The sequence below is a fragment of the Clostridium sp. UBA3061 genome, assembly GCF_002367465.1.
Lineage (GTDB): Bacteria > Bacillota > Clostridia > Clostridiales > Clostridiaceae > Clostridium_J > Clostridium_J sulfidigenes.
Window position 1 is genome coordinate 1 of sequence record NZ_DFCF01000024.1, and the last position, 22,301, is coordinate 22,301.

Genomic DNA, 22,301 nt, shown 5'->3' on the forward strand with positions numbered 1-22,301 from the left:
AAACATTTTTATTTTCACTTTTTTAATGTAAACTTATCCACGTGTGTTGCAAAATAACTGGAGCTCATAACCGGGATTGAACCGGTGACCTCCACCTTACCAAGGTGACGCTCTACCTACTGAGCTATATGAGCATTCAATACATAATGTATTTATTTTAAAATATTTTTGTCAGTTCCTTATTATAAATGATTTTTTTTTGTTTGTCAATACGATTTCATCTTTGTTCTAAACACTTTTCAAGTTTACGTTTTACTCTCTGAAGTGCATTATCAATAGATTTTGCTTGCCTATCTAAATCGCTGGCAATTTCTTGATAAGATTTACCATCAAGATAAGAATTCAAAACTTCCATTTCTAAGCCTGACAATACTTCTTGTATCTTACTTTCTATGTTCTCCATCTCTTCTCTATCTATTATCAATTCTTCGGGATCAGATACCCTTATACCTGATAATATATCTAATAGAGTTCTATCTGATTCTTCGTCATATATAGGCTTATTCAGTGATATATAAGTATTTAGTGGAATATGTTTTTGTCTTGTGGCAGTTTTTACAGCAGTGATTATCTGTCTTGTTATGCACAATTCTGCAAAAACCTTAAAAGATGCTAACTTATCATCCTTAAAATCTCTTATAGCTTTAAATAAACCAATCATACCTTCTTGATATATATCTTCTTTATCAGCACCAATCAAAAAATATGATTTTGCTTTAGCTTTCACAAAGTTCTGATATTTACAAAGAAGATATTCTAGGGCTCTATTGTTTCCCGTCTTAGCCAGAGCTACTATATCTTCATCTTTTTTACCCGTAAACATGGAGTTTAACTCATCATTGCCACTTGTATTTCCCAACAATATCCCCCCCAAAGCATAAATGACCCTAACTAGAATTATACATTAACAAAATTTAGATAGTCAAGATATATTATCTACTTCTTCTTATCTTTTCTAGCTTTTCTGCCACTTCTTTATCTATGGCCTCCTCAAAAAGATTTCTATTATGAAAACTCTTGTTCTCACACTGCCTAGATATCTTTCTGTTTGTTTCCTCAATCCAACTGTAAAACTCTATAGATGATACTCTATTAGCACCTCTTTGAAATATTAACTGTTGCTCTAAAGAATCAGATGTTACAACATAGACCTCTGATTTTCTCCCTATATGATTTACAGTCCTCTCTATATAACTATCCGCAGTTTCATCATGCTTTGTAAAAACTATAGTCAAATTTCCTTTTCTATCCTTTTTTTCTATACTTCCCTTTACCATATGTGCATCAAATACTAGTGTTATTCTGCACCCTTTAAAGGCTGCATAGTTAAGAAGTAAGTCAATAAGCTTATTTCTTGCAGCTTCGTAACTATAGTCCTTTATAGTATTTAATTCTGGCCAGCTATTAATTACATTATACCCATCCACAAAAATTTGCTTCAACTCTATACCCCATTTACTTCTATTTCAATCTTTGTTTTAATATTTCATATGCTATCATTCCACATGCTACTGATGCATTTAATGAATTAACCTTTCCTACCATAGGTATTTTAACCAACACATCGCACTTTGATTTAGTTAGCTTTGAAATACCTTTTCCTTCACTTCCTATAACTAAAGCTATAGGTCCTTTTAAGTCCGAATCATAGCAGTATTGGGTCCCATGCATATCTGCTCCATATACCCATATCCCAGATTCCTTTAGTTCATCTATAGCTACATTTATATTTGTAACTTTAGCAATTTTTATGTATTCCGTAGCCCCAGCTGAAGTTTTATAAACAGTAGGTGTAACTCCTACATTTTTTCTTTTTGGAATTATTATCCCATGTACTCCACAAACTTCTGCTATTCTTATTATGGACCCAAAATTATGAGGATCTTCAATTTCATCTAATACTAATATAAAGGGATCTTCCCCTTTTTCCTTAGCGTTATTAATTATATCTACTATACCACAATAATTGTATGGAGTTACTATTGCAATTACCCCTTGATGTGCAGCGGTTTCACTTATACCATCTAGTTTTGCTCTATCCACATATTTAACTACTACAGATTTTTCTTTAGCTAATGCTGTAATTACACTTATGGATCCTTTAGTATCTCCTTGTGCTATCATTATATATTCTATTGTTCTATCAGATTTTAGAGCTTCAATAACCGCATTTCTACCTTCAATCATATCTTCTCTTGAGGTTGCATTGAAATTTTCAACTTTTATATTGCTTTGTATGTTTTCATTTCTGTAGAATTGATTATTTCTTCTTTCACTATTTACATCACCTACAAATCTATTATTATCTCTTCTATTTTTCCCTATACGTTTAGGTCTAGCATTTTTACTACCTTGTCTTTTATCTTCCATCCTTATATCACTCCTATCATCTATTTCTATATCAATTTACATTTTATATAGATAAGTACTTATTTCTTATTTCTATAGCCTTACCACAAGTCATAGCTCCTTCTGAACAACTTTCCTTTACACAACTAGGACCGCATCCTTCAAATAAATTTGGTGCTACTTTTTTTACTTCCTTAAGCATAGCATCTGCTAAATCCCTTATTTCCCATTGAGCTCTCATACAGCATCTATGACTAAAGAAATGCATAAGCTCTCTAGCATTCATTGTAACTACAATTTTAGTTGCACATGCATTAGGAAATATATATCTAGCATCCTCAATAGCACTTTTTTCTGCTTTGGACTTTAATGATTTCATCTCTTTTTCTGTGATTTCTTCACATTTTTTTCTTGCTTTATGTTCATTAATATATACATCTAAATTAGAAGCTTTAAGCACTTCAACTAATTTATCATAGTCTTCCTGATCTTTTTTCATCGCCTCTACGAAGATAGCCTTACACTTCTCATCTTTTTCTATAGATGGTGGAATTATATATTCAAAAGCATCTAACTTAACATATCTTTGACTTTGCTGAGAATAAGAAGCAACTCTATGTCTAACCAATTGATGTGTTAAGCTTCTGGATACGCCCTCAATACCAAAAGTAAAGCTTACATGTTCAACTGGAGAGTTATGACCATAACTATTCAACATTTTTATAAATTTACTTGTAGTTTCTTCATCTAACCCTTCTGTTATTTCCTCAATTCCTACTGAACTATAACATAATTTAGCTGCTGCAGCTACTACTTTTTCTGGATTTGGAGTAAACTCCATAAGTTTAACTTTTATCATTATTATCACTCATTTCAATAATTTTATTAAGCAAATAATTTAATCTGTCATTCTTTCCTGAAATGTACAAATATCCTATTACAGCTTCAAATCCTGTTGCCCATCTATAATCACCAACATCTGCGTTCTTAGGAGCACTAGATTTAGTATTTCTTCCTCTCTTAAAAACTGACATTTCCTCTTCGTCAAACACATCTAAAATTAATTTTGCATAATTACTCTGTGATTTTGCTTTGACAAAATTAACAGTTTTTAAATGCAACTGCTGTACTTTCAATGATTTATTTTCCCCTAATAAATAGGTTCTTATAAACACTTCATACACAGCATCACCTATAAATGCAAGAGTTAATGGGTTTATTAAATGTGCTTCTTTTGCACTAAATTTTTCTTTCAATAAATCAAATTCCATATTTTTCTCCTTAATGAGATAAATCCTATTATAATAATTAAACATAATAATTATATATTTTCAAGATTTCATAGTCAAATCTAACTTTTCCCTAACACAATTCTTATTAATGAATTATTAAAAAATATAGTTATTAATAACCCTAATTATTCACTGTCTTCATCTTTTTCTTCTATTTCTAATAGGCCCTATTGAAAATTACAGTGATAGAATATCATTGGCTATTTTCATTTCTTTTAAAATAACAAAATCTCTGAACCCCTTGAGTCCACAACAACTAGTTATATATTTATATAGTTTCCTATTAACATATTTATATAGTTGAATATATATTATATGAAAATATAAATTCTCTTTAAATTTTATTACTTTGATTAACCACATGGCCTTCTAGAAACCAATATTAAAAATTATAGTAAAATAGGACTATATTTTATTAATACAGTCCTATTTACTTACAATGAAATAATTTACTTTATAGCAAATGATTAAAATTTTAAATTATTTGCTATAAACTCTTTTTCTATTCTGTCTACTACATCTTCTATATTTACTTCTTCAATATCTTGATTTTTTCTTAACTTAAATTCAACTATATCTTCAACTACTTTTTTACCTACTGTTACTCTTATTGGAATTCCAATTAAGTCAGCATCCTTAAACTTAACTCCAACTCTTTCATTTCTATCATCTAAAAGTACATCTACTCCTTTAGTTTTAAGATCCTCATAGATTTTCTCCGCTCTATTCATTTGTTCTTCATTTTTAACATTAGCAGGCGTTACTATTACTTTATATGGAGCAACAGCCATTGGCCAAAGGATTCCATTTTCATCATGATGCTGTTCAATTATAGCTGCTACAGTCCTATTAATACCAATTCCATAACATCCCATTACTAGAGGTTTCTCTTTACCATTTTCATCTAAATAGTTAGCTCCCATAGATTCTGAATACTTAGTTCCAAGCTTAAATATATGTCCAACCTCTACCCCTCTTCTAATATTTATTGGGCTTCCACACTTAGGACACATATCCCCCTCTGCTACGAGTTTATAATCTCCTACTATGCCGTTAAAATCTCTTTCATAATTTACATTTTCATAGTGATATCCTGTATCATTAGCTCCAACTATAAAATTACTCATTCTAGTAACTTCTTCATCTACAAGTAGTGTATCTACTTGTAATCCAATTGGACCAGCAAATCCTATTTCTGCTGATGTAGCCTTTAAGACAGTTTCTGCATCTGCCATTTCTAATTCCATAATTCCACCTAATGCATTAGAAACCTTAGTTTCATTTAAGCTTCTATCTCCTCTAACCATTACTGCCACAACTTTGCCATCAGCTTTATATATTAGAGTCTTTGCAAACTTCTTGTTACTAGTATTAAAGAAAGTTACTAACTCTTCTATAGTTCTTACATCTGGAGTTGCTATCTTCTTTAATTCCTTTTCTTCTTCTTTCTCTGCATCTTCCAGTTTAGATGTAGCCTTTTCTGTATTCGCGGCATAATTACAACCAGTACAGAAAGCTATTTCATCCTCTCCTATATCAGATTTAACCATAAACTCTGCTGAACCTGATCCTCCCATAGCTCCTGAATCTGCTTCAACAGCGCTAAATTCTAAATCACATCTAGTAAATATCTTATTATATGCTTCATACATCTTCATGTAAGATATATCTAATCCTTCATTATCTTTATCAAAACTATATGCATCTTTCATTATGAATTCTCTTGACCTCATAACTCCAAATCTAGGTCTTCTCTCATCTCTATATTTGGTTTGAATTTGATAAAGATTTAATGGTAATTGTTTATAAGATTTAATTTCATTTCTCGCTAAATCTGTAAATACTTCTTCATGGGTTGGTCCAAGACAAAAATCTCTTCCATTTCGATCTTTAAGCCTAATCATCTCTGATCCCATTACATCCCATCTTCCAGATTCTTGCCATAGATTTGCTGGTATAAGTGCAGAAGCTAAAAATTCTTGAGCACCTGCTCTATCCATTTCTTCTCTAACTATATTTTCTACATTTTTTAACACTCTAACTCCATTTGGCATGAAAGTGTATATTCCTGTAGCTGATTTTCTTATCATTCCAGCTCTTAACATAAGTTGATGGCTTGCTATCTCTGCTTCACCTGGAACTTCTCTTAGTGTACTTATTAACATCTTTGATAACTTCATCTTCCATTCACCTCGTAATTATATTTATTAATAAAAAAATAGAACCCACCCTAATTAGGGCGAATTCTATCGCGGTACCACCTAAAATTTATACTTCATTTTATAACGGCTCATGCCGGTAGTTAAAACTACTGCTCAGAAGCAGGTTCAAAACGTGTGAAAATCTTTCAGCCGGTGAATTTTCTCTCTGTGGGTATGTTTCTACTATTCTTCCTCATCACATATTAATATTAAATTTTAATAAATATCATTATATCATACATATTTAAATATTGCCTACATATTTATATTTTATTTTTTAAAATATTTTCTCCAATTATCATATCTTCTGGAGTTGTAAGCTTTATATTTAAATAACTACCCTCATAAAGATATACTTTTCTATCAAATTTTTCAACAACCATAGCATCATCAGTAACTTGCTCTTTAGTCTTTCTTAATTTTTCATGGCAGAATAATATAATATCATACTTAAAACACTGAGGGGTTTGAACTATAAAAGCATCCTCTCTATTTAAGGTTTCCTTGGCAAACCCTTCTTTATCCTTAATTTTTATAGTGTCCTTTGATTTAACTCCACAAGTACATGCACCATATTTTTCAGCATTCTTAATGCCATCATTTATTATATTCTCAGTAACAAATGGTCTAGCTCCATCGTGGATTAATACTATGTCACAAGGTTCTATTGCCTTTAATCCATTGTATACAGAGTCTTGTCTTTCCTTACCACCTTTTACTAAAGCTCTAACTTTTTTAAGGTCATATTTTTCAATTATATTCTTTTTACAATACTCCATCTCATCTTCTGCACACAGAACTATAATATCATCTATATTTTTATTGTCAGAAAAAGCCCTTATAGTATGATATAATACTGGTTTTTCTGCCAAAGTCAAAAACTGCTTGTTTACATTTGATCCCATTCTTTTCCCTTGTCCTGCAGCCAATATTATCGCTGTATTTTTTCTCATAATTCCTCCAATAAATTAACCTTAAACTAATCATAAATTAGCGCTTAATTTTTCTTAATAAAAAACTATTGTTCCTTTGGTTTTGCAAATATCATTCTTCCTGCTGCTGTTTGAAGTACTGAAGTAACTACTACAAATATATTTTCACCAATATATTTTCTACCTTCTTCAATGACAATCATAGTTCCATCATCTAAATATGCAACCCCTTGACCTGACTCTTTTCCATCTTTAATTACCTGTGTTTTCATAACTTCTCCTGGTAATAAAACAGGTTTTACAGCATTTGCTAACTCATTAATATTTAATACAGGTACTCCCTGAAGTTCTGCAACTTTATTTAAGTTATAATCATTAGTAATTACCTTTCCATTCAATACTTGAGCAAGTTTAAGTAATTTAACATCTACTTCCTTAATATCTTCAAAATCGCCTTCCCATATTTCTACATCTATACTTAACTCTTTCTGTATTTTATTAAGTATATCTAATCCTCTTCTTCCTTTTGTCCTTTTTAAAGAATCTGAAGAATCCGCAATATGTCTAAGCTCATCTAAAACAAAAGTAGGAATTACTAAAGTACTTTCAATAAAACCACTTTGACATATATCAAATATTCTTCCATCAATTATTACTGATGTGTCTAACACCTTAGGGCTTAACTTATCTCCAACATTCTTTATCTTAGAATCCTTATTAGCTCCAGGCTTTTTAAAGCTTGTAAACACATGTATAATTTCATCTTTTTTTCTTACGCATATATCTGCAAATAAAACAGTAATTATTACCGTAACAATTACAGATATTATGGTTATTATTATCGAATCCACTCTAATAAGTGTAGATAATAATACTGATATTATAAGTCCAATTAAAGCTCCTATACCTGCAAATACAATATCTACTATTGGAATCTTTTGAGCAGACCTTTCTAAGTATTCCATAGCTTTAACAATTCCTGAGTTTATAAAAGGTGAAATAAAATAAAATATAAGTCCAATAAAAATAATACATAATACAACAAATATTATTGAAATAAAACCTGTATTGTTTATTCCTAACTTAGGTAAAAGTTCCGTAGAATTTCCCCATGCACCTAAAACATATCCTAATGTTCCTCCTATTAAGGTAAACAAAGCCCTTAATATTTTCTTTAACACCACAGCACCTCCTTAATTTTTAACCTATATTGTGATTATTTACAAATTTTCTCCATAATATCCTACTAAATTAAATATATATTATCATTAAATACATTTCAATGGATTATTAGAATATTAACTAAAATTTGATTAACTGTATATAATATTAACATTTAAAATATTTGATATTCTCAATTAATAATTAACAAATAATTTTCAATATAAAAATATTTGTCAATACTCACATTTTCTACTTCTTCACATAAAATAAATTGTTAACAGTAAAATTACCCCCTATGAATAATAGTAATATTGATATATTATATAAATAAAGGTATTCCAAGTAAGTAACTTTATTTATAAAGGAGTGAAAGTTATGAAGGATCTAATATTTGATGAATTTCAAAATTCTGTAGATAGTTCTTTATTAAGACATAAAAGTATACTTGACATACTAAGCAAATTGCAGGAATCTGAAAGTAGAGTTAACAGATCCGTAGTAAAAGCTGTTACTAGTTGCGGTTGTGTTAAAATTAAAGCTGAAAAACAGGGTATAAATTATTCATTGAACGATGATAAGGAAAACACCATAGATAAATTAACCTTAGATGATTTAGAAATACCTCTTAGTTCTCATATACAAGGAGAGCTATGTGATAATTGCCGTAAAATCATCGAACGAGAAATAGGCAATCACTTATTCTATATAACTTCCTTATGCAATAGTTTAGATATAAACTTATATGATGTACTTCTAACTGAATACAAAAACATAACTACCTTCGATAAAATTAATTTAAGATAGCAAATATAGCACAAACTTAATTGCTTTGTGCTATATTTGTTTATCTAATATAAATTGCTCTTTTAATCTTCTTAGACCATTTTTAATGGTTTTAGCTCTTGCTTCTCCTACCCCATCAACTAAATCTAATTCATCATAAGATGCTTTCATTACCACTTGAAGTTCTCCGAAATGTTTTATTAGATTTTCTATAATTGCCGATGGTAATCTAGGTATTTTATTTAATATTCTATATCCTTTTGTAGATATTAAATTATCCACTAAAGGAACACCACCATATCCTAATACCTTAGCTATCATATCAAGATCCAATAACTCTATAGCTGATAACTTTTCTATATTCCTATAAACATCAAGATATCTTTCAGCATCACTACAATAGTCTCTCACAAGAAATACTCCCTCTTGTTCAACGCCCTTGATTAATTCTCCTAATTGCATAGATATAAGTCTACCTTCATTCCCCAATTCACATATGTACGTTTCTATCTCACAAACTATTCTCATAACCATTTCATTTCTCTGTATTGCTGTGACTACATCTAAAAGGGTCGATAAATCTTGTAACTCCAGTAAGTTTAGATTACTTATTACTCTTTCTAAAACTAACTGATATTTTTCTAAGGTTTGAATAGCTTGATTAGCCTTAGCTAATACATCACTACTTTCTCTAAGGACATATTTTATATCATCTTTATATACAGTGATTATATTCCTTCTTTGAGATATTGCTACTACTATATCACCAGTTTCCTTTGCAACTCTTTGAGCTGTTCTATGTCTAGTTCCAGTTTCTTGAGTAGTTATAGATGGATTTGGCATCAACTGTGTATTAGCGTATAATATCCTCTTTAAGTCACTACTTATAACTATAGCTCCATCCATCTTTGCTAGTTCATATATATATGCTGGAGTATATTCTGATTTTATTGAAAATCCTCCATCTACCATATCTAATATGGCATTACTATCACTTAATACTATTAATCCTCCAGTTTTAGCTCTTAATATATTATCTAATCCTTCCCTCAGTAGGGTTCCCGGGGACATAATTTTTAGTATTTCCATAAGTTCTTTTTGCTCTTGTTCCCTCATTATTTTCCTCCATTATTAATTTAACACTTTACTGTTCTCTTATATATTATTAAAAAATCTTTGACACTGCTTCTCTAACTGTATCCACTCCAATTAAATTTATTCCCTTATTAGTTATTTTTGCTTTATTTTTATTGGGTAGTATTATACTAGTAAAGCCCATCTTTATTGCTTCATTTATAATTTTTTCTGCATGAGCTATAGGCCTAACTTCTCCAGTTAACCCTACTTCTCCTATAATTAATAAATTTTCTATTTTAATTTCCTTTGCTTTGACACTAGATATTAACGCTAAAACTATTCCTAAATCTCCATATGTACCGTCAATGTTAAGTCCACCTACCACGTTAACATACACATCACTGTTATAAAAAGGAACTCTTAATTTTTTTTCTAATACCGCTAATATCAAACTTAATCTCTGGTTATCAACGCCTACTGCAGTTCTACGTGGCATCGGAGCTTTAGTTTCACTTGCTAAGGCTTGAATTTCTACTAAAATAGGTCTAGTTCCTTCAACTATCCCAATGACTACTGATCCTTCCTGTTGCATAGATTTTTCTTGCAAAAATACTGAAGATGCATCATTTACTTCCTCAAGACCACTTTCTCTCATTTCAAACACACCAATTTCACTAGTAGTTCCAAAACGATTTTTTATGGTTCTTAATATTCTAAACTCTTGTGTTCGCTCTCCCTCAAAATATAGAACTGTATCCACCATATGTTCAAGAACTCTTGGTCCAGCCAATTCTCCTTGTTTAGTTACATGGGCAACAATAAATAATGGAATATTCTTTGTCTTTCCTATTCTCATTAAATCATTAGTACATTCTCTTACCTGAGATACACTCCCTGGAGCAGAAGAAATAGTTGGTTTATATAATGTTTGAATAGAATCTATTATTATAAACTTTGGCTCCATTTCAGTTATATGCTCTTCTATAATATCTATGTTGGTTTCCGATACCACATAAAGTTCTTTTCCTGTAGCTTTCAGACGTTCTGCTCTCATTTTTATTTGCTCTTCTGACTCTTCTCCAGATACATACAGAACTTTTCCATACTTCAGTGAAATATTACTGGCACTCTGTAGCAATATAGTAGACTTACCAATACCAGGATCTCCAGATATTAAAGTTAATGATCCCTTTACAAGTCCACCACCTACAACCCTATTTAATTCCCCAATTCCTGTATCTAACCTTTCATATTCACTGGATTTTACATCCGTAATATTCTTTGGCTTATTTCCAGAAGACATAGTAACTGACCTTTTAAAAGTAGTTACTGCTTCACTTTTAACTTCTTCTCCCATAGTGTTCCAGCTATTACATCCAGGACATTTTCCATACCACTTTGGAGCTTCATAGCCACACTCATTACATATATATACTTTTTTAATCTTTGCCATAATCTGCTCCTTAAATTTTTTATATTAATTTATTATTTCTTAACAGTTAATTAAAATACTTATTATACTATGAGTTTAACCATTATTTTATATAGTAAATTATATTGTTCTTAACTATAAAAAAACCACTTATATAAAGTGGTTAAAAATATATGGTATTATATCTATCATAATTATATACCCATTTTTGTTTAAACACAATGAAGTAATTAGCTACACTTAATAAACTTCAACTCGTCTTTTTCAACTGTTATTTGTATGATATCACTCTTTTTGAAATTTCCTTTAAGAATCTCATCAGATAGTCTATCCTCAATCATATCAGTTATAATTCTTCTTAAGGGTCTAGCTCCGTACTCTTTATCTCTTTTTTGTTTACTTATGAATGTTTTAGCTTCATCTGTAAATCTTAATATAATATCATTTTGCTTAGCTCTTTCACATAGATTATTTGTGATTATATCAACAATTTTAATTATGTGTTCATCTTTAAGTTTATGAAACACTACTATATCGTCAATTCTATTTAAAAGTTCTGGCTTAAAGATATTCTTTATTTCGCCAAGTATAATTTCTTTCATATTTTTATATTCATTATCACAATTTTTATCATCAGATAATCTTTCAAATCCTATAGAACGGTGTTTTTTTATAGTAGATGCTCCTGCATTAGAAGTCATTATAATTATAGTATTCCTAAAATCTACAACCCTTCCCTTAGAATCAGTAAGTCTTCCATCTTCCAGTACCTGAAGTAAAATATTAAATATATCTTCATGTGCCTTTTCTAGTTCATCAAATAGTATTACCGAATATGGACTTCTCCTAACTTTCTCTGTTAATTGACCTCCTTCATTAAACCCTATATAACCTGGTGGTGAACCAATTAGCTTTGATACAGAGTGTTTCTCCATATATTCCGTCATATCTATTCTAATTATTGAATTTTCATCATCAAACATAGTTTCTGCAAGCGCTTTAGATAATTCAGTTTTTCCTACCCCTGTTGGTCCTAGAAATATAAAACTCCCTATAGGTCTCTTGCAATCTCTTAGTCCTACCCTTGATCTCCTTATGGCCTTTGCAATAGCTTCAATAGCTTCATCCTGACCTATAACTCTTTTATGAAGAATGTTCTCTAAATTTAATAATCTATCAGTTTCTTTAGATGTAAGTTTCTCTAAAGGTATTTTAGTCCATGTTGATAAAACTTTTGCAATCTCTGCCTCATCTACCGTTATCTTGATTTCTTCATTACTTTCTACTAACGTTCTTTTTCTAGAGTTTAATTGTTGTCTTAATTCATATTCTTCATCTCTAATGGATGCTGCCTTTTCAAAATCTTGAATATCTATTGCTTGTGATTTTTCTTCAATTTTTTTCTTAAGCTTCTGCTCCAAAATTCCAACTTCATTTCTTTGTAAATTTTCTATTCTACTTTTAGCCCCTGCTTCATCTAAAAGATCTATTGCTTTATCTGGTAGGTATCTATTTGATATATATCTATCTGACAAATTTACTGCTGCACTTATAGCTTCATCTGTAATTCTAATTGAATGATGTTCTTCATACTTATTCTTTAACCCTTTAAGTATTTGGATAGCATCTTCCTTAGAAGGTTCTTCAATTATAATTGGTTGAAATCTTCTTTCTAAAGCAGAATCCTTTTCAATATACTTTCTATATTCATCTACGGTTGTCGCTCCTATGCATTGAAGCTCACCTCTTGCAAGGGCAGGTTTTAAAATGTTAGAAGCATCTATTGCCCCTTCCGCACCACCAGCTCCTACTATAGTATGAATTTCATCAATGAATAAAATAATATCCTCACTCTTACAAACTTCAGCCATTAAAGATTTTAACCTATCTTCAAATTCTCCTCTATACTTTGCTCCTGCAACCATAGAAGCCATGTCTATACTTATTACTCTCTTATTTAATAACATGTCTGGTACACCATCACTTTGAATTTTTTGTGCTAATCCCTCAACTATGGCTGTCTTGCCCACTCCAGGATCTCCAATTAAACATGGATTATTTTTTAGCCTCCTACATAATATTTCTAAAACTCTTTCTGTATCCCTTTCTCTTCCTATAACTGGATCAAGCTTATTTTCACTAGCATATCTAGTTAAATCCTTCCCATACTTATCAATCATTGGAGTTTTATTTCTTTTAGACTTGTATGGCTCCTCTATTTTCATTTCAGTTCTACTGTCATGAAAGTCAGAGTTACTACTTAATGATATTTCACATTGTTTTTTATTGTAGGATAACATTCCTAGCAACTCATTGAAGTTTGTTCCTAAATTATCTAATATTGTATAAGCTACGCCCTCTTCTTCTTTAAGTATAGCTAATAATATATGCTCCGGAGATACAAATTTATCATTTAAATTTCTGGCTTCTACTAAACTAACTTCCATCAGCTTTTTAGTTCTAGGAGTAAAATATATCTCTTCTGGATATATCTCATCCTCACCATAGCCAACTAATTTTTCTATTTTATCTTTAATCTTTATTTCATCAACACACATATTTTCTAGCGCCTTAGCTGCTATGCCGCCCTCTTCCACAATACCTAATAATACATGTTCAGTGCCTACATATCCATGTCTAAATCTTTTCGCTTCTCCGTGAGCATACATCAATGCTTGTCTTGCTCTATCATTATATTTATTAAACATTACACTAACCCCTTTATCTATATAGCAAAATGCTAATACTATAATATTTAGTCTATCCAATTCCAGCAATGACAAACCATAATTTGTAATTATTTTTAAAATATATTTTTAGAAAACGTATATAAATAAAGTACCTTCCCTATTGGAAAAGCACTTTATTTATATATTTTCTATCTTTGTATAAAGTAGATATAGCATTGTCATAATCATAATACTCTATTTTAATGCATTTTTCTTCATAACATCTTATTTTAACATTTAGATTTTCATTTAAAATTACATCAATAAGAGCACCATCTTTATCATAGCTAAACTCCTTTAAATCATTTAATAGTTTGTCTATATTTTCTTTGTTTCTAATCATCTTTTCCTCCAGTATTATAAATAACTTTAATTTCATATAATAGATTATTTTAAGTAAAAATCATATTATCATATGATTTTTACTTAAATAAATAACATAATATGATTAGATTATTAAAGATATATCATTAATAATTTTAAAACTCTAATTCCGAATCATTAAAATATCCATTAAACTGTGAGTTATACAACCTAGCATAAATTTCACCACTATTAATCAATTCTTTGTGAGCACCTTTTTCAACTATTCCCTTATTTGTTAATACTACAATCTCATCTGCATTTTTAACAGTTGATAGTCTATGAGCAACTATAATAGATGTTCTTCCCTTAGATAACCTTTCTAAAGATTTTTGAATTATAAGCTCTGAAGTATTATCAAGAGCTGATGTAGCCTCATCTAATATTAATATAGGCGGATTCTTTAAAAATACTCTTGCAATAGATATTCTTTGCTTTTGACCCCCAGATAACTTTACTCCTCTTTCCCCTACATAAGTTTCATATCCTTCTGGTAGTGACATGATAAAATCGTGAATATTAGCATTTTTAGCTGCTTCAATAACCTCATCATCGTCAGCTTCAGGATTTCCATAGAGAATATTATCTTTTATAGTTCCTGTAAATAGAAATACATCTTGCTGTACTATTCCTATGTTTTTTCTCAAGGACTTTAATGTTATGTCCTTAATATCTTCTCCATCAATGGTAATTTCTCCTTTATTTAGTTCGTAAAATCTTGGAATTAAATGACAAATAGTTGTTTTACCACCACCAGACGGTCCAACTAATGCTAAAGTCTTACCTTTTTCTATTTTTAAATTTATATTAGATAATATTTCTTCACTACCTTCATATTTAAAGGTAGCATTTTTAAACTCAATTTCACCTTGTACATCTTTAAATTCTCTTGCATTATCACTATCTACTATGTCTGGTTTAGTATCCATTAACTCTACAAAACGCTTAAATCCTGACATACCTGATTGATATTGTTCCACAAATGATGTTAATCTTCTTATTGGTTGCATAAAATATGCTACATATAAAAAATAAGTAGATAGATCAATTACGCCTAATTCCCCTTTATATACGAAGTAACCTCCAAACCCTAAAACAACTACATTTAGCATGTCTACAAAAAATCTCATTCCAGACATGAACTCTGCCATATATTTATAAGCAGAAGATCTACTAGTTCTAAATTGAGTATTTCCTTCATCAAACTTTTCCATTTCATATTCTTCATTAGTAAAAGATTTAGCAACTCTTATTCCTGATATACTATTTTCTAGCTTAGTATTAACTACAGCTATCTTCTTTCTAACATCATAAAATGCCTTGGACATTTTCATTCTCTTAGTCATCGTAAATATTATAATTATAGGTATACAAGCAAATATTATTAATGTTAATTTTATATTTATAGCACATAGTAACCCAAAGGATCCTATAAGCATTATTATTGAAATAAATACATCTTCCGGTCCATGATGTGCCAGCTCAGAAATATCCATTAGATCATTAACAATACGTGACATAATATTTCCAGTCTTATTATCATCAAAATAGCTAAATGGTAATGTCTGTAGATGGGCAAAAACTTCTTTTCTCATATCATATTGAAGCCTTACACCCATTACATGACCCCAATAATCTATTATATAATTTGCTATAAGCTTAACTACATACAATAATACTAAGACAATTGTAAATATTAATATTGTTCTTAGATTCTTATTAGGAATTGCATCCTTTAATAGGTAATTTGTAAACATAGGAAATACTAAATCCATGGCTGCTACTAAAAATGCACATATCATATCAATTATAAATAGAGTTTTGTGTGGCTTGTAATAAGATATAAATCTCTTTAACATTAAAATTCCTCCATATCTCCTAGTAAAATTAAAAAAATTGTTCTATAAACATGTTTTAAGCCCCAGCAGAAAAACTCCTTCTACTGAAGCTTAAATTCTCTATGAACTTATTAAAATACTCTTTAATTAATCTACATAAATCTTCAACAAAAAAACTTTCACTTCTAAGAAATTAATCATTATTTTTACTCATAAACATTTCTATATCTTCTATACTTTTAATTATATGAGCAGAAAGATTTACATAACCATCCTCTGTAACCAGAATATCATCTTCAATTCTAACACCTATACCTTCTTCTTCTATATAAAGTCCCGGCTCGTCTGTAATAATCATACCTGGTTTAAGCTCTATATTTCTCGGTCCTACATCATGGGTATCTAATCCTAATGGATGTGCTACACCATGATAGTAGTATTTATTTAACTCTGAGTCTTCCTTTATAAGGCCAATTCTCTTACATCCCTGAGCAAGAACTCTTTTAGTTATGTCTTGTAATTCACCAGTAGTAATTCCTGGTTTTACTGCTTTCATAACAGTTTCATTAGCTTCTAATACAATATTATATACTTCTTTTTGTCTTTCTGAAAACTTCCCATTGATAGGAAAAGTTCTACTTATATCCCCATTGTAATATTTATATTGTGCCCCTAAGTCTAAAAGCATAAGCTCTCCATCTTCAGTCTTAGTATTATTATCTACATAATGAAGTATAGTTGCATTCTTTCCAGTGGCTGCAATAGTTGGAAATGCAAAATCCTTAACTCCATTTTTCTTTAAAATATAATTAAAATATGCTTCAATTTCATACTCTTTCATGCCTGGTTTAGCATTACTCCATATTTCTTTTATCCCTTCATAAGTTATATCTATAGCTTTTTTAATTAATTCAATTTCTTCTTCTCTTTTTATAGTTCTAAGTAAAGCTATATCATGATATATATTTTTAACTCTTACATATGGATATCTTTTCATAATATCTACCGCAAAATTTTGAGATGATGTTTGTGGAATATTAAATTCTTGTCTTTCTAAATCTAAATACACATTATCAATATTAAATCTATCAAAATAACTTGCAATAGTACTTTCAAAATCTTTTAAAAACTTAATATCCTCTATACCTGAAACTTCTTTTGCTTTATCTTCACTTATTGTTTCGCCAACCCATTTAGCCATAACAGGATCATTCTCTTGTATAAATAACATTTCTGACACTTTGCCATTAATATTTATAATCACCATAATTACTTTTTCTTCATCAATACCGGTTAAATAATAAAAGTTTCTGTTTGGTGTAAATGGATAAGTCTCATCTGCGGACTTATAAGGAGCTTGTCCAGCAAAAAAGATAGCTATAGAATTTTGAGAAAGCACATCCCCTAACTTTTTTCTGTTAGTAACATAAAAAATCTTATTCATAATTAATCCCCTTTTCATCATTATTTTCTATAAACCCCAATAATTATTATATACCATATATTATAATATATCTAATATATACTAAAACTAATAAGTGAAGTGGATAAAACCCATAAAATAGAAATTGTACTTTTTTACCTTCACTCCCATTGTAATGATAAATAAAAAATAAACTATTAATGCAAGTTGCTTGAAGAAAAACTCTAAAGTTTACTCCAAATGGTTCCATAAAATATTTTAAATATGGTATAGTATATAAAAAATTCAATCCTATCATAGAAAGAGTTAATTTTTTAAAATTCTCTTTAAACATCTTAAAGCATAATATGATACAAACTCCATATATTGCATAATCAGATTGAAATTTCTCTAAGATATATAGTATTCCTAATATAATGACAAATTTAATTATATATATAGAAATATCAAATACTTCTTTGGATATCTTAATATCATGCTTTAACTTGTAATAATGAACTTTTTTGTCTAGTATTATCATAATAAATATTCCTGAAAGAAGTGTAAAAAATACATTTAGTCCTTTAGTCTCAAATGCTAGCATGTAAGGTATTTGTGATATGATAGCTAAAATAAATAGCCTAAACATATATCTTTTTATATTCTTAGTCCTACTATATCCCTCTGTTATTAAAAATGCATATATAGGAAATGCCACTCTTCCAATGATTCTAAAAAACATTATCTCTGGAAAAAATATGGCTCCTGTATGATCAATTAGCATAGTTACACAGGCCAATAGTTTAAGCGAGAAACTATCCATAACTTAACAATCCCCCAATGATTATCTTTCTATTCATTATATTCTTTCACTTGATATTCATGGTGTGATATATCTGCACACTGCACTATCTTATGTATTTTATCATCAAACTCTATAGTTGTAAGGCTTGTCTGCTTTATGTATGGCTCCATCCAAAAATTACTTATATCGATATTTTCTAAACTACAAAGTAATGCTTTTATAGGCATAGTATGTGTAACTATAAGAATACTTTTTCCTGTATTTTCTTCTATAATATCCATAATTGCTTTATCAATTCTTTCAATGAGCTCTTCAATGGTCTCTCCATCGCCTACAGGTTTATATATTTCTGGTTTATTCCAATAATTATAATATTGCTCTGGATACATTTTCTTTATTTCATCTTGGTTCAATCCTTGGAATTTACCTAACTTCAATTCTCTTAGTCCATCATGACTTATAAGTTCAACACTCTTATTTTCATTAATTATTTCTGCTGTCTTATAGGCTCTACCACTAGAACTTGAGTATATCTTGTCTAAATTAATTCCCTTTAATCTCTCTCCAAGCCATTCTGCTTGTTTTACTCCTAGCTCTGTTAAAGGAGAGTCATTCCAACCTTGCATCCTCCCTTCTACATTCCATTGAGTTTGTCCATGACGAGTTAAATATACAGTTGTTGTCACTTCTTCTCCTCCTACACTAAATTAAAACTTATTAATATACCAATTTTAATATAACTTATCTAAATATGCAAATATATCACATTTAAATTCTATGCTTATACATTGAATTCATATCTAAGAATATTAAGGTTTTTATATAAGTAAAAAAATATGCAAATAGTAAGTCCTCTTAAAACTTACATACTTGCATACTATCTAAAGCCTACTAATTATACTAGCACATTAATCCTTATAAATATCAAATTTCTCTAATTGTATTCTATTAGGTAACACTTTTGTATCATGAAACAACTCATCTAGTAGCATAAGATTATCGTTTTGCTCAACAATTTTATGAGATCCAATTCCAAATTCATCTTTTAATAATTTTTCATCTTCGTTTTGTGGCATGAATATAGTACTTACCATCATTTCTTCCTCCTCTCTCAACTATATCAAATTTATCACTTTCCAAAATGTTACATAATACTTTTGCATCTTCTACTTTGGCTTCGCTCATCTCAATTTGGAAGTTATCTAACGGTCCAATTATTCCCATATAGTCATGTATAGAACTATAATCGCTTAATCTAATCTGTCCATATATATTCATTTTATAGTCTGACATAAACAACCCCCTATTATATAATTATTTATAGTTTGTTAAAGTTCATATATTTTTATACATTATTATTTAAGTCATATATTCTTTGAAGTATTAAATATCTAAAAGTAATTAATTATATATTAACCCACTGCACAAAAAATAAACCCAGTGATAAAATTTCTATTATCACTAGGTTTATCTATTTATATAAAATTAGAATATCTACACAAAATTTATACTATTTTTATGCTTCCTTTTTATTTTCGGATACAATTTTATCTACTAAGTCACCTGGAACTTCTTCATATCTTTCAAATTTACTTCTAAAGCTTCCTCTAGCACCTGTTATACTTCTTAAATCAGTAGCATAGTTATACAATTCAGCTTGAGGTACTTCACTAATTATTCTTTGTCCCTTTAATCCCGGCTCCATTCCTAGTATTCTTCCACGTTTTTTATTTATATCAGCTATAACATCTCCCATATAATCATCTGGAATATCTATCTCTAGGTACATTATTGGTTCTAAAAGAATTGGATTTGCCTCTTGAAGACCTCTCTTATAAGCTAGAGAAGATGCTATTTTGAATGCCATTTCTGAGGAATCTACTGGATGGAATGAACCATCATGTAATGTTGCCTTTAATCTTATAACTGGATATCCTGCAAGTACTCCATGAAGTATACAATCTTTAAGCCCCTTCTCTACAGCTGGTATATATTGTCTAGGAACAGCACCTCCTACTACTGCATCAACAAATTCTAATTCATCTTCACCATCATTTCTAGGCTCAAATTTAACCTTTACATCTCCATATTGTCCATGTCCACCTGACTGTTTCTTATGTTTTCCCTGTACATCTGCAATTTTTTTGATTGTTTCTCTATATGGCGTTTTAGGAATTCTAAGACTTACATCTGCCCCAAATTTATTTTTCAATTTACTTACTAAAACTTCTAGATGTGTTGTACCAATACCTGAAATTACTACTTCAGCATTTTCTATATCTCTTGATATTGAGAATGTAGGATCTTCTTCCAATAATTTTGAAAGTCCACTTGATATTTTATCTTCATCTCCCTTTGTATTAGGTATTACAGCTCTAGAATATACTGGTAACGGAAATTTCATTCTATTAAACACAATAGGTCTGTTTGAAGCACATATGGTATCTCCAGTACTAGTAAATTGTAATTTTGAAACCGCTCCAATATCTCCAGCTTTTATTTCTGTAGTAGGATATTGTTTTTTTCCTTTCATAAAATATAGAGATCCAAGTTTTTCGTCTTTTTCTTTAGATGAATTGAATACAACAGTATCTGATTTTGCAGATCCTGTTATAACTCTAAACATAGATAGCTTACCAATGAATGGATCAACTATTGTCTTAAATACCAATGCAGAAAATGGTTCTTTTTCATTGATTTTTATATTTATAAATGCATTGTTTTTAATATCTTTAGCCATATATAAGTTAGTCTCTATTGGAGATGGAAAACATTCTACTATATCTTCTAATAATGTTTCAGTTCCTATACTTGCTATAGCTGAACCACACATTATAGGGCATATATCACCTGTAGATGACCCTTTGATTAACCCATGATATATATCTTCTTCACTTAATTCCCCATCATTAAAATATTTATCTAACAAAACTTCATCAGTTTCTGCTACCGCTTCCATGAGCATTTGTTTACACTCTTCCACTTTATCTCTTAACTCCTCTGGGATTTCTCCTTCTTCCATAGTATGAGTCTTAGGATTAAATATTCTAGCTCTATTAGATATAATATTTACTATACCCCTAAGTTCTGTTTCTTTTCCTATTGGGTATTGTATAGGCACAACAGACATACCAAACTTGTTTTTTAATTGCTCTAAAACTTTTTCAAAGCTACTATTCTCACGGTCTAATTTGTTCACAAATATAGCTCTCGGTAATTTACGCTCAACTGCATAATTCCATGCCTTCTCTGTTCCTACCTCAATTCCTGCAACTCCACACACAGTTATCATTGCCATATCGATAGCACTTAGTCCTTCAATTATTTCTCCTTCAAAATCAAAATAACCTGGCATATCTACTAAGTTAATTTTAACATCTTTCCATTCACAATGAGCAACAGCTGTAGAAATAGATATTCCTCGCTTTTTTTCTTCTACATCATAGTCACTTACAGTAGTTCCATCCTCAATTTTTCCAATTCTATCAATCTCTTTAGTATAATATAGTAAACTTTCCATCAAACTTGTTTTGCCCGAACCACTATGACCAATTATTCCCACATTTCTTAAATTATTAATTTTATACTCTTTCATAAGGCGTACCCCCTAAATTTAATTTGGATGTATTAAGTTTATAAAATTGTATTAAATATATATTTTATTCTATGCATTATCAAAATTTCCTCTAAATGTTAGAATATTTATAATATTTAATCAATTATAAATAGAATAAAGCCATAATATAGCTTTATATCTATTTATATTTCTTAAATTAACTAATATTCTTTCCTTATAAAAATATCTTATAACAACACTGTTTGTACTTTTTTGAAGTGATAGCATTTTATTTTTTAAACAATAAAAAAAGTAGATAATTAACAAAATTATCTACATAAAATTTATAATTATAAGAAATGGCTCCGCGAAGAGGAT

General features: G+C 29.7%; 20 protein-coding genes and 1 tRNA gene. 1 reads left to right on the forward strand and 20 read right to left on the reverse strand.

Annotation, left to right across the window (positions count from 1 at the left end):
* Positions 1–58 precede the first annotated feature (58 nt).
* The 9 genes from B2P65_RS16355 to B2P65_RS16395 form a co-directional block, all read right to left on the reverse strand.
* Positions 59–134, reverse strand: a tRNA-Thr gene (locus B2P65_RS16355).
* An 83-nt stretch (positions 135–217) separates the two neighbouring features.
* Positions 218–823 (reverse strand): RNA polymerase sporulation sigma factor SigH, encoded by a 606-nt coding sequence (gene sigH / locus B2P65_RS16360; protein WP_051824237.1) that lies wholly within the window; start codon positions 821–823, stop codon positions 218–220.
* A 109-nt stretch (positions 824–932) separates the two neighbouring features.
* The gene (locus B2P65_RS16365; protein WP_035135170.1) at positions 933–1,442 is read right to left on the reverse strand and encodes an NYN domain-containing protein; all 510 of its coding nucleotides are present in this window, start codon (positions 1,440–1,442) and stop codon (positions 933–935) included.
* A 19-nt stretch (positions 1,443–1,461) separates the two neighbouring features.
* Positions 1,462–2,187 (reverse strand): 23S rRNA (guanosine(2251)-2'-O)-methyltransferase RlmB, encoded by a 726-nt coding sequence (gene rlmB / locus B2P65_RS16370; protein ID WP_346867662.1) that lies wholly within the window; start codon positions 2,185–2,187, stop codon positions 1,462–1,464.
* A 226-nt stretch (positions 2,188–2,413) separates the two neighbouring features.
* Positions 2,414–3,211, reverse strand: a complete 798-nt coding sequence (gene thyX / locus B2P65_RS16375; protein ID WP_346880522.1) for an FAD-dependent thymidylate synthase — start codon at positions 3,209–3,211, stop codon at positions 2,414–2,416.
* Positions 3,195–3,620: a Mini-ribonuclease 3 gene (locus B2P65_RS16380; RefSeq protein ID WP_346876253.1), complete on the reverse strand. Its 426-nt coding sequence runs from the start codon at positions 3,618–3,620 to the stop codon at positions 3,195–3,197. The genes thyX and B2P65_RS16380 overlap by 17 nt, the downstream gene beginning before the upstream one ends.
* A gap of 488 nt (positions 3,621–4,108) precedes the next feature.
* Positions 4,109–5,821, reverse strand: coding sequence for a proline--tRNA ligase (locus B2P65_RS16385; protein WP_346849280.1), 1,713 nt, complete (start codon positions 5,819–5,821; stop codon positions 4,109–4,111).
* A gap of 284 nt (positions 5,822–6,105) precedes the next feature.
* Positions 6,106–6,795: a 2-C-methyl-D-erythritol 4-phosphate cytidylyltransferase gene (gene ispD / locus B2P65_RS16390; protein ID WP_346849279.1), complete on the reverse strand. Its 690-nt coding sequence runs from the start codon at positions 6,793–6,795 to the stop codon at positions 6,106–6,108.
* 65 nt (positions 6,796–6,860) lie between these two features.
* A complete protein-coding gene (locus B2P65_RS16395; protein WP_150843588.1) occupies positions 6,861–7,955 on the reverse strand; it encodes a PIN domain-containing protein in 1,095 nt (364 codons plus the stop codon).
* 358 nt (positions 7,956–8,313) lie between these two features.
* Here B2P65_RS16395 and B2P65_RS16400 point away from each other — a divergent pair, with 358 nt between their 5' ends.
* Complete coding sequence (locus B2P65_RS16400) at positions 8,314–8,742, forward strand: hypothetical protein (RefSeq protein WP_035135181.1); 429 nt, start codon at positions 8,314–8,316, stop codon at positions 8,740–8,742.
* 30 nt (positions 8,743–8,772) lie between these two features.
* Here B2P65_RS16400 and disA read toward each other — a convergent pair whose 3' ends face one another.
* The 11 genes from disA to fusA all read right to left on the reverse strand — a co-directional run bounded on the left by disA (position 8,773) and on the right by fusA (position 21,962).
* Complete coding sequence (disA, locus tag B2P65_RS16405; RefSeq protein WP_346849278.1) at positions 8,773–9,837, reverse strand: DNA integrity scanning diadenylate cyclase DisA; 1,065 nt, start codon at positions 9,835–9,837, stop codon at positions 8,773–8,775.
* A gap of 49 nt (positions 9,838–9,886) precedes the next feature.
* Positions 9,887–11,251: a DNA repair protein RadA gene (radA, locus tag B2P65_RS16410; RefSeq protein WP_346849277.1), complete on the reverse strand. Its 1,365-nt coding sequence runs from the start codon at positions 11,249–11,251 to the stop codon at positions 9,887–9,889.
* A 209-nt stretch (positions 11,252–11,460) separates the two neighbouring features.
* On the reverse strand, positions 11,461–13,938 hold the full coding sequence (locus tag B2P65_RS16415; RefSeq protein WP_346849276.1) for an ATP-dependent Clp protease ATP-binding subunit: 2,478 nt from the start codon (positions 13,936–13,938) through the stop codon (positions 11,461–11,463).
* A 139-nt stretch (positions 13,939–14,077) separates the two neighbouring features.
* On the reverse strand, positions 14,078–14,302 hold the full coding sequence (locus tag B2P65_RS16420; RefSeq protein WP_035135188.1) for a hypothetical protein: 225 nt from the start codon (positions 14,300–14,302) through the stop codon (positions 14,078–14,080).
* 136 nt (positions 14,303–14,438) lie between these two features.
* Entirely contained in the window at positions 14,439–16,181 is a 1,743-nt protein-coding gene (locus tag B2P65_RS16425; RefSeq protein WP_346880520.1) for an ABC transporter ATP-binding protein, read from the reverse strand.
* 172 nt (positions 16,182–16,353) lie between these two features.
* Complete coding sequence (locus B2P65_RS16430; protein WP_346849274.1) at positions 16,354–17,604, reverse strand: aminopeptidase P family protein; 1,251 nt, start codon at positions 17,602–17,604, stop codon at positions 16,354–16,356.
* 46 nt (positions 17,605–17,650) lie between these two features.
* The gene (locus B2P65_RS16435) at positions 17,651–18,385 is read right to left on the reverse strand and encodes a TraX family protein (protein ID WP_346849273.1); all 735 of its coding nucleotides are present in this window, start codon (positions 18,383–18,385) and stop codon (positions 17,651–17,653) included.
* A 29-nt stretch (positions 18,386–18,414) separates the two neighbouring features.
* Positions 18,415–19,053 (reverse strand): histidine phosphatase family protein, encoded by a 639-nt coding sequence (locus tag B2P65_RS16440; RefSeq protein WP_346849272.1) that lies wholly within the window; start codon positions 19,051–19,053, stop codon positions 18,415–18,417.
* 222 nt (positions 19,054–19,275) lie between these two features.
* Positions 19,276–19,464, reverse strand: coding sequence for a hypothetical protein (locus B2P65_RS16445; RefSeq protein ID WP_346849271.1), 189 nt, complete (start codon positions 19,462–19,464; stop codon positions 19,276–19,278).
* Complete coding sequence (locus B2P65_RS16450) at positions 19,424–19,660, reverse strand: hypothetical protein (protein ID WP_035135200.1); 237 nt, start codon at positions 19,658–19,660, stop codon at positions 19,424–19,426. The genes B2P65_RS16445 and B2P65_RS16450 overlap by 41 nt, the downstream gene beginning before the upstream one ends.
* Positions 19,661–19,883: 223 nt before the next feature.
* Positions 19,884–21,962 (reverse strand): elongation factor G, encoded by a 2,079-nt coding sequence (gene fusA / locus B2P65_RS16455; protein ID WP_346880521.1) that lies wholly within the window; start codon positions 21,960–21,962, stop codon positions 19,884–19,886.
* Positions 21,963–22,301 lie beyond the last annotated feature (339 nt).